General features: G+C 66.4%; 4 protein-coding genes. All 4 read left to right on the top strand.

What is annotated here, in order from left to right; all coding sequences use genetic code 11:
* A partial coding sequence (locus MHM88_RS22230; RefSeq protein WP_239369103.1) for a hypothetical protein occupies positions 1 to 3916 on the top strand: 3916 nt, incomplete at its 5' end.
* Positions 3917 to 4021: 105 nt separating this feature from the next.
* The gene (gene tssK / locus MHM88_RS22225) at positions 4022 to 5356 is read left to right on the top strand and encodes a type VI secretion system baseplate subunit TssK (RefSeq protein WP_239322024.1); all 1335 of its coding nucleotides are present in this window, start codon (positions 4022 to 4024) and stop codon (positions 5354 to 5356) included.
* The gene (icmH, locus tag MHM88_RS22220) at positions 5356 to 6936 is read left to right on the top strand and encodes a type IVB secretion system protein IcmH/DotU (RefSeq protein WP_305037640.1); all 1581 of its coding nucleotides are present in this window, start codon (positions 5356 to 5358) and stop codon (positions 6934 to 6936) included. The genes tssK and icmH overlap by 1 nt, the downstream gene beginning before the upstream one ends.
* Before the next feature lies 1 nt (position 6937).
* Positions 6938 to 10570, top strand: coding sequence for a type VI secretion system membrane subunit TssM (gene tssM, locus MHM88_RS22210; RefSeq protein ID WP_239369101.1), 3633 nt, complete (start codon positions 6938 to 6940; stop codon positions 10568 to 10570).
* Positions 10571 to 10575: the final 5 nt, after the last annotated feature.

Genomic DNA, 10575 nt, shown 5'->3' with positions numbered 1-10575 from the left:
CGCACTGGCGACCAGCGGCGAGGCCGGGTCGGTGGACAACAGCGGCGATGTGACCGTCTCGGGCGGCACTGTTGCGGATCTGGACAACCTGTCGGGCGGCGCGGTCACGGTGTCCGGCGGCACGGTGGCCGATCTGGACAATGACGGTGAGGCCACCCTATCCGGCGGTACTGTAACCCAGGTCCGCAATACCGGCAGTGCCACGCTGACCGTATCGGGCGGAAACGTGGATGAGGTGGTCAACAGCGCCACCATGTCGATGTCCGACGGCTCCGTGACGGAGCTGAGCAACAGTGGCGGCAGCGCCAGCATTTCGGATGGCACCGTGGGGAGCATTGACAACAACGGCGGAGCTACGCTGGTGGTTGGTGCGGATGCCTCCGTGTCGTCGGTTGCAAACACCGGGAGCAGCACGGTAACAAGCGCCGGTACCATCGGCAGCCTGACCACGAGCGGCAGCGGGGTGATCACCAACACGGGCAACATCACCGGCACAGTCGGCCTGACCGGCAGTTCGCAACTGGACAACGATGGTGGTGTGATCGGCGGCGATGTCACGGTTGTGGGGAGCGGGACGCTGACCAACAGCGGCACCATTCAGGGCACGATCTCGGGCGCCGGTGCCAATACGATCACCAACAGCGGTGTCGTGGTCGGCGCGGTGACCGTGTCCTCCGACACCACCTTCACCACCAGCGGTACCGCCGGGACCGTGACCAACCACGGCACCACCAATGTGACCGATGGCGATGTGTCGGACCTGGAGAATGGCACCGACGGCACGCTGGAGATTGCGTCCGGGGCGACTGTTGCGACCGTGACCAACGCGGGCAGCGGCACCAGCGCGGGCGCCATCGGCAGCTTGATCAACACCGGCGGCAGCTTCACTACCAGCGGGGATGTGACCGGCACCACCACGGTGTCGGGCGGCTCTGTCACCAATGACGGTGGCAGCTTGCAGGGCGATGTCACCGTGGCGGATGGGGCAACGCTGGTGACCAGCGGCACCGCCGGTATGGTCAGCAATGCGGGCAGCACCTCGGTCACGGGCGGATCGGTGGATGATCTCGACAACGGCACCAGCGGCACGGTGTCGGTGTCCGCGGGCGCCAGCGTCGCAAGCCTGAGCAATGCGGGCACGGGGTCGAGCGCGGGCGAGGTGGGGACGCTGACGCAGACCACCGGCAGCTTTACCAACACCGGCGATGTCACCGGCACCACCACCATCACCGGCGGCACCGTGAGCAACGATGGCGGCGACCTGCAAGGCGCGGTGAGCGTGGCCGCGGGCGCGACGCTGGAGACCAGCGGCAGCGCCGATGAGGTGACCAGCGCGGGCACCGTCGCGATCAATGGCGGAACGGTTGCGGAACTGACCAACAGTGGCGCGGTGACAATTGCCGCCGCAGGAACGCTTGGCGCGCTGACGACCTCTGCCGGCAGCGTCGACAACAGCGGCGCCATCAGCGGTGACGTGGCCATTACCGGTGGCACGGTGACCAGCAGCGGCTCCATTGGTGGCGCGGTGACGCTGAGCGGCGGATCGCTGGAGACGAGCGGCAGCATCGGCGGGGCATTGACCAATACCGCCTCTCTGGTCTCGACCGGGTCTATCGGCGGCGATCTGGTGAACCAGGGCAGCGCGACGGCAAGCCTGAGCGGCAGCCTCAGCGGCACCCTGAGCACCGCGGACAGCGCCGCCGTGACCATCTCCGGGGATCTGAGCGGGCTGGCGGGGATCACCCATGACAGTTCCGAGGATTTTGTCGTCGAGGGCGGCACGACGGTCCTGGCTGCGGATGCCTCCGTTGCCAACGCGGGGACCTTTGTCATCTCCGGGGCCAGCCTGAACGGGTCCGGCACCGGCAGTTTCGTCAATGCGGGCTCTGCCAGCCTGAGCGTCGGCAGCGGCGGCGGGTTGGGGCTGGACCTCAGCAATGCCGGCAGCGTCGATGTTGTCGCGGGTGGCACCGTGACCGGCACGATCACCAACGCGTCGGGCGCGACGCTGGATCTGGACGGCAGTGTCGGTGGCGACGTCAGCAACGCCGGCGTCATGGCGCTGGCGGGCGACATCAGCGGGGGGCTGTCCAATACCGGGACCCTGACCGTGGATGGCACCGCAGAGGTGGGCGGCCAGTTCAGCAACACCGGCACGCTGACGGTGAGCGGAAGCCTTGCCCATGGCGTGTTCAACAACACCGGCAGCGACAGCGCCGGGGGCGCGCCGATCTGGTCCGCGGAGATGGCCGTCTCGGACGCGGTGTTGCAGGTCGCCAGCGGCGGTGCGCTGACCTCGGGCACCCTGAACAACGCCTCCACGCTGGGGCTCAACGACGGGGCCAGCGTCACATCGGCGGTGGTCAACAGCGGCACCATCTTTGCCGATGGCAGCGTCACCGGGGCCGGCAGTCTGACCCATGAAACCGGCGCCATCATCGACCTGGCGGATGGCGACAGCGATGATGTGTTCACGGTGACCGGCGATGCGGTCCTGAACGGCACCTTCGAGGTCGACATCGTTCTGGAGGGCGAGGAGCTGACCGGAGACCAGATCGCGGTTGCAGGGGCGGTTTCGGGCCATGCCACCTTCAACCTCAACCTGTCGGATGATGATCCGAACGACCTGCTCGGCAGTGTCGATGTGCTGACCTATGGCAGCGGGGCGCTGGACAGCGTGACGGTGAACGGCCTGCCCAATTCCGGTGCGGCGGTGTTTGCGCTGGTGAACAATACCGACACCGGATCCTATCAGCTGCAGAGCGGCGCCAACCCGGCGATCGGCGGCCTGGCCACGGGGCTGGCGCTGACGCAGTCGCTGATCGGCAGCGTTGTGAACCGCCCCACCAGCCCCTTTGTCACCGGGCTTGCGGTGCCGGGAGAGGAGCCTTGCGGGTTCGGCACCTGGAGCCGCGCCACCGGCGGTACGGCCACCGCGTCGGGGTCGTCGGAAACCGCCTTGGGCACCTATGAAAGCGAACTGTCGGCGGATTACCACGGCTTGCAGATCGGTGCGGATTACTCCTGCTTCGGCGGCGCCTTCAACGGCTGGGATCTGAGCTTTGGCGGCATCATGGGCTACAACGGTGGCAGCACCAACCAGCCGGTCTACTTCTTCGATGCCAGCACCGGCGAAGTGAACACCGACATCCTGACCAGCACCAACCGTACCAGCTTTACCCAGACCTACGGCAGCGCCTATATCGCGGCATCGCGCAGCTTCGCCGACAGCGGGCGGGTGTTGTTTGCGGACCTGCAGGTGCGCACCGACAAGACCGGGTTCGATCTGGACAACACGGTGAACGGGGCGGCGCTGGATACGGTGCGCACCCTCAGCGATGATCCGACCCTGACCCTCGAAGATCTCAGCTTTGGCGTCCGGGATCAGTCCTATGACAGCACCGGCGTGACCATTGGCGGCTCTGCCGGTCTGTCGATCCCGATCAACGAGGCCAAGGATCTGCGCATCGTGCCGACACTGGGCTTCTCGCTGGCCAATATCGAGACCGACACGCTGTTCTTCGACAATGGCGAGCTGGAAATCGAGGAGATCGAAAGCCGCGTCGGGTTTGCCGGGCTGACCATCGCCAAGACCAAGATCGCCGCCTCCGGCACCGCGGCCTTCAACTATTTCGCCACGGCGACGGTCTATCACGATTTCGGATCACCGGCGGTGTCGAACTTCTACCTCTATGACAGCGACACCGGAGAACGGAACGGCGAGGTCCTGAGCAGCACCAGCAGCAACCTTGGCACCTATGGGGAATTGAGCGTGGGGATGAACTTTACCAAGATCCTTCAGGCCGGCAGCGCCTTGCCCGCCCGGCAGCTCGATACATCGGTCCGCCTCGACAGCCGGTTCAGCGATAAGCTGGACAGCTGGGGCCTGACGGCGCAGGTGCGGCTTCAGTTCTAGAATAATCCACCACAACGTGTTGACCGCAGGGAGGGAGGCCTTAAAGGTTGTATCGTTTCCACAAGGGGCTGCGGTCCTTGTACTACAGAAGCGATTGAACAGCATATGTCGAATTTCAGCAAAGTCGCGTGGAAAGAAGGTCTCTTTCTTCAGCCACATCATCTTCAGCAGGCGGACCGGTATCTGGAGCACCAGCTGCGCGAGCGGACCGCAACCATTTCGCCCTATCCCTGGGGGGTGAGCGAGCTGCGGTTTGATCGCGACCTGGCGCAGCAGGGCAAGATCGGATTGCGCGCGGTGGCGGGGATCATGCCCGACGGCATGGCCTTTGATGCGCCGGGGTCGGTGCCGCTGCCGGTGCCGGTGGCCGTGCCCGAGGACGAGGCGCAGGGGCTGGAGGTGTGGCTGACGCTGCCCGACGCCAGTGTCAGCGGTCTGGATGTGTCGCCCGCGGCGGCGGATGCGGCGACGCGCTATGTGCTGGATGCGGAAACGGTGGTCAACAATGCCTCTGCCAGCCGCTCGGAACATCTGGTGGAAATCGCCCAGCCGCGGCTGGAGCTGGTCTTGCGCAAGACGCCGCGCCCCGGCTATCAGAACATCCGGCTGGGGCGGATCATCGAGATGCGTGACGGCATCGTCACCCTCGATGAGACGGTGCCGCCGGTGGGGCTGGTGACCCGGGTGCATCCCGCCTATGAGGGCTACCTGAGCCGGGTGATCGGCTGGATGGAGGCCAAGCTGGACACGCTGGCGCGCTTTGCCTCCGATCCCAGTTCCGGCGGCGGCATGCAGGCCACCGACTATCTGATGCTGATGGTGCTGAACCGGGAACTGCCGGTGCTGCGGCATTTGCAGGGGCTGGCCAATCTGCATCCCGAACGCCTGTATGAAAAACTGCTGGCGCTGGCGGGCGAATTGTCGACTTTTGACAATGGCGCGCGCAAGGCGCCGGACTATGCGCGCTACGATCACCACGCCAGCCGCGATGCCTTTACCGCGCTGGTGCAGGACATCCAGCAATTGCTGGCGCGGGACGTGGGCCGGGCGGTGCGGCTGCCGCTCAACGAGGTGCGCGCCAATTCCTACGCCGCGCTGGTCAACGATCGCAGCCTCTTTGCCAAGGCGACATTCGTGATCGAAGTGTCCTCGGGGCTGCCCCTGACGCAGGTCCAGCAAGAGTTCCCGCGGCTGTGCAAGGTGGGCCCCTCCACCGCGATGAAACAGATCGTCAGCAACAACCTGCCGGGCATCGGCCTGGTGCATCTGCCCAATCCGCCGCGCCAGATCCGGGTGGTGTCGACCAGCGTCTATTTCCTGTTGGACAAATCCACCGAGCTGTGGCGGGAGTTCTCCACCGCGCCGGCGATCGGCATGCATTTTGCCGGCAACTGGCCTGACATGAAACTGGAATGCTGGGCCGTGCCGGAGGGTGCCTGATGTCGGATGATGACGACAAGACAGTCTTTGGCCAGCCGATTTCCCCGGTCGCTCCGCCGCAGCCGGGCGCGCCTCAGCCACCGGAGAAAACCGTGTTTGGCCAGCCGGTGCCGCCGCAGCCGCCGGGCGGGGGGTATGCTCCTGCGGCGCAGCCGCCGGCCGATGACACCTGGCATCGCGGCCCCCTAGCGCCGCAACCCTCCCCGGCGGCCCCGGCACCGCCGCCGGCACAGCCGCGACCACCGGTGCAGCAGCCCTATTACGCGCCCGGCACCGGCCAGGCGGCGGGCAATGGCATCTTTCCCGAGATCGGTCAGGCGGCCCAGCCGCAGGCCGCCCAGCAACAGCCCCGGATTGCGCTTGCCGATGCGTTGAAGGCGCGTGGCAGCGGCGCGGGGCAGTCCTCCAACCCGCTGATTGCGGCCGCCGCGGATCTGCTGGTGCTGCTCGGTCGGCTGCGCACCGGGCTGGTCGAGATGCAGGCCGGCCCGCTGATCGACCATGTCACCCGCGAAATCGACGGGTTCGAACGGCGTGCCCAGGACGCGGGCCTGCCGGCGCAGGACGTGATGGATGCCAAATACGCGCTGTCGGCCACGGCGGATGACATCGTGCAGAACCTGCCCGGCGCCAATCGGGGCATGTGGCAGGAATATTCCATGGCGGCGCGGTTCTTCGGCGACCGGTCCTCGGGCGTGGGGTTCTTCCAGAAGATGGACGAGGCCATGCGTGCGCCCGGCCAGCGGTTTCACCTGCTGGAGCTGATGCTGACCTGCCTGTCGCTGGGGTTCGAAGGCCAATATCGCGCCATGCCCAACGGGGCGGTGGACTGCGCCCGTATCCGCACCGCGATCTACGAGACCCTGCGCCGGGTTCAACCCCGGCCCGACGATGACATCTCGCCGCGCTGGAGCGCCGTGCCGATGGGCGGGCGCCGCAACCAGGGCAAGCTGCCGCTGTGGATCGTGCTCAGCCTCGGGGCGGTGATGGTGACGGGCATGTTTGCCACCCTGTCGACAGTGCTGACACAGCAGAGCACCCAGGTCCGGGACGGCATCCTGGCGCTGCATCGCGGTCAGCCCAGCATTGCCATCGAACGCACCCAGCCGGTGGTGCGCCCCTATGAACCGCCCCCGAGCACCCAGATGGAGCGTCTCACCGGCGCCTTGCAGGACGAGCTGGAAACCGGCCAGATCGAGCTGGATCGCACCAATGACTGGGTGCTGATCCGGGTCAGCGAGGCGCTGCGGTTCCGCTCCGGGTCCGAAGAGCTGACCAGCGACATCTCGGCGCTGGTGGGTGCGGCGGCCCGGGCGCTGGACGAAGAACGCGGCCCGGTGCGGGTCGTCGGCCATACCGACAGCGTGCCGATGTCCGGCCGGGGCCGGTTCAAGACCAACGAGCAGCTGTCGGAAGCGCGCGCCCAGACCGTTGCCGACCTGCTGGCGCAGGATCTGGCCAATCCCGACCGGATTTCGGTCGAGGGCAAGGGTGCGGTTGATCCGATCGCCGACAATTCCACCCGCGAAGGACGCGCCCGCAACCGGCGCGTCGAAATCCTGATCCCGAGAGAGAACTGACATGTACGGGCTCATCAATCTGTTTAGCCGGATGTTCCGCTGGATGAAAAAGCCCTGGGCGCGGGTGGTCTTTGCCATTCTGGGCGTGGTGGCGCTGGTGGCCGCGATCTGGTTCGGCCTGCCGATGACCGGCTTTGCGCTGGCGGCGACGATCTGGTTCCGGCTGACGCTGATCGGCCTGTTCCTGGGCATTCTGGGTCTGGTCTACGGGCTGCGCTGGCGCCGCCGTCGCCGGCGCGCGCAGGAGCTGGAAGACAGCCTGCTGCACGAACCGGTGGGCGATGCCTCGGTGCTGGCGGAACGCATGCAGGAGGCGCTTGCCAAGCTGAAGAAAGCGGGCGGCAAGAACTATCTCTACGATCTGCCATGGTATGTCATCATCGGCCCGCCGGCAGCGGGCAAGACCACCGCACTCACCAATGCGGGGATCGAATTTCCGGGGCAGGAGGCGCTGCCGGACAAGGCGCAGGGCTTTGGCGGCACGCGCAACTGCGATTTCTGGTTTGCCGAGGATGCGGTGCTGATCGACACCGCCGGGCGCTATACCATGCACGACAGCGATGCGGCGGCGGACAAGGCCAGCTGGGACGCCTTCCTCGGCCTGCTGAAAAAGGGCCGCCCGGATCAGCCGGTGAACGGCGTGATCCTTGCGTTCTCGATCGAGGACATGATGGCAGGCTCCAGCGAGAGCATTGCCGCCCACGCCGCCACCGTGCGGGCGCGGCTGGCAGAGATCCACGAGGTCTTGCGCATCGACTTTCCGGTCTATGTGCTGTTCACCAAGGCCGATCTGGTGGCGGGCTTCCGCGAGTATTTCTCCAGCTTCAGCCAGAGCCGGCGCAAGGCCGCCTGGGGGGTGACCTTCCAGACCAAGGACCGCCAGCTTGAGACCTACAAACAGGCGGGGACGGAATATGACCAGCTGCTGAGCCGGCTGTCGGACGAGGTCATCGACCGCATGAACGAGGAACCGGACGGGGCCAGCCGCATCGCGATCTTTGGCCTGCCGGGGCAGATGGGCATGCTGCGCGACAACATCTGCGAGTTCCTGCGGGTGGTGTTCGAGCCGACCCGCTACAAGACCAATGCGATCCTGCGCGGCTTCTATTTCACCTCCGGCACCCAGGAGGGCACGCCGGTCGATCAGGTGCTGGGCGAGATGTCCCGCAACAGCGACAGTTCCGGCATGTTCCAGCCCGCCTTCATGTCGGGCAAGGGCAAGTCGTTCTTCCTGCATGATCTGATCAAGAAGGTGATCTTTGAAGAGCGCGACTGGGTCGGCTACGACCGGATCGCGATGCGGCGCACGGCGGTGCTGCGCAGTGCGGCGCTGATCTCCATCGTGCTGGCAACGCTCGGCTCCGTCAGCGCCTTTGGCTACAGCTACTGGCAGAACGCGACCCTGACCCGGAGCGCGGAACAGGATGCGGTGGCGTTCTTTGACGCGGCGCGCAATGAGCTGTCGCGCTCGGTGATCAATGACAGCGACCCGTCGGTGGTGATGCCCTATCTGCAGGACCTGCGCGACATGACCACCGGGTACGGCGATACGCAGGAGCCCGGCTTTTGGGAAGGACTGGGCCTGTCGCGGTATCAGGAACTGGCGGGCGCCACCCGCCGGGCCTATTCCGACGGGCTGGAGCGGATGCTGCGCCCGCGCCTGATCCTGCACATGGAAAACGCCATCCCGCAGTTGATCGCGGATGAGGAAACCGCCGAGGTCTATCGCGCGCTCAAGGTCTATCTGCTGCTCGGCGGCGAGGGGCAGGGGGATCACGCCGCCAATGATGCGGCGGTGGTGAGCTATTTCGAGACCCTCTGGCGCGGCCAGTTCAACGCCACCGGCCAGTTCGACGAGCGCGCTCAACTGAAGGCGCATCTGACCGCGATGCTGGAAATGGACGGCGACCGGCGGCCGGAAATCGGGATCGACCCGGAAATCCTGCGCAAGGCGCGCGAGGTGATCGTCAACCTGCCGCTGGCGGATCAGGCCTATGCCTCGATCAAGGAACGTGCGGCGACCTCCGGCATTGCCGACTTCAACCTGGCCGAACGTCTGTCTGGGCAGGTGGATCAGGTGCTGGAGACCACCGATGGCACGCCGCTGGCCTCCGTCGGGGTGCCGGCGCTTTACACCTTCGAAGGCTACTGGGGGTTCTTCCTGGAAGAGCTGACATCGGCCCGCAGCCGCCTGCGCGAGGATCAATGGGTGCTGGGCGAGGCCGCAACGCGGGTCAGCTATGACACCCAGCTTGCCGGGCTGGAGGGCGAATTGCACCGGATGTACCGGCTGGAGTTCACCGCCGCCTGGAAGGAGATGCTGTCGCGCATCGCGCTTTCGGACATGTCCGAGGATCCGCCGCAATACGCGGCCCTGGCGGCGGCGGCCTCGCCGGTGGCTTCGCCGCTTTTGAACCTCGTGCAGGCGATCGAGGCCGAGACCCGTCTGGTGCGGCTCTACGATCAGCTCGAAAACCTCGATCCGGCGGCTGTGGCGGCCTCCGGCGGCGATCTCAGCGCCAATATGGGCGATGCGGTGTTCAGCCGGATCTACAGCCAGTCCGGCGTGTTCCAGCGGGTCGCGATGGACAGTTTCCGCAACAGCAGCAAGGTGCAGACCCAGGCCGGGGCCGCGGGGCAAGCCCATGGCGAGGATCTGCAACGGCGCCAGGTGGAGCGGATTTCCAACGATTTTGCCCAGTGGCACAGCCTGCTGAACGGAGAGCCGGGACAGCGGCCGATCGACATCGTGCTCGCCTCGCTGGGGGATCTGCGGGAAAATCGCCGGCAGGCCGCCGTGGCGCCGACCCCGGCGGATGAGGTGATGTTGAACGAGACGCTGCTGGCGCTGACCATGAACAACACCGCGCTGCCCGAACCGCTGGCGCGGCTGCTGAACGAGGCGGAAACCGAGTTCCGCTCCGAGGCGCAGGATGCCTCCATGGCGCAGCTGAACCGGGCGCTCAACGATGATGTCAGCCAGTTCTGCCGCGACTTCATCGCGCCGCTCTATCCCTTTGGGGGCGGGCGGCATGTGTCGCCCGCGGTGTTTGGCCAGTTCTTCGGTCCCGGCGGGCGGATGGATCGCTATTACAGCTCCTACCTGCAGCCGCATGTGATCCGCACCCCGGAGGGGCTGCGCCCGGCGCCGGGCAGCGCCATCGGCCAGCGCCTGTCGCCGCAGGCCCTGCGCCAGTTCGACAATGCCCAGGCGATCCAGCTGGCGTTCTTTGCCACCGGCGCGCCGGAACCGGAGGTGGGCATGTCGGTGATCCACACCGATTCCTCGCCCTCGGTCGAATTGGCGGTGCTGTCGGTCAACGGCGCTTCGGTGCGCACGCAACCGGGCAGCAGCCCGGCGGCCCTGTCCTGGCCCGGGCAGTCCTCGGGCGTGTCGGTGCAGCTGTTCCCCGAGAAACGGCAGCGCCAGTCGACGCTCAGCTTTGCCGAAGGGCGCTGGGACATTGTCAGCTTCCTGCGGCGTGGACGCGCCCGGGTGACCGGAAATGTGGTGGACGTGCGCCATGAGATCGGCGGCCGCTCGATCAACTACCGGATCGAGTTCGACAGCACCACGGTGCCCTTCCTGATGCCGGAGCTGGCGGATTTCGCCTGCCCGGTGACGCTGGAGTAACGGTG

It is taken from the genome of Epibacterium sp. MM17-32, from assembly GCF_022348205.1.
In the GTDB taxonomy this organism is placed as follows: Bacteria; Pseudomonadota; Alphaproteobacteria; order Rhodobacterales; family Rhodobacteraceae; genus Epibacterium.
This window is presented reverse-complemented; position numbering and strand designations above follow the sequence as displayed.

Excerpts from the sequence above, each read along its gene's own strand:
- icmH (WP_305037640.1), top strand. The coding sequence starts at position 5,356 with ATGTCGGATGATGACGACAAGACAGTCTTTGGCCAGCCGATTTCCCCG.
- tssK (WP_239322024.1), top strand. The coding sequence starts at position 4,022 with ATGTCGAATTTCAGCAAAGTCGCGTGGAAAGAAGGTCTCTTTCTTCAG.
- tssM (WP_239369101.1), top strand. The coding sequence starts at position 6,938 with ATGTACGGGCTCATCAATCTGTTTAGCCGGATGTTCCGCTGGATGAAA.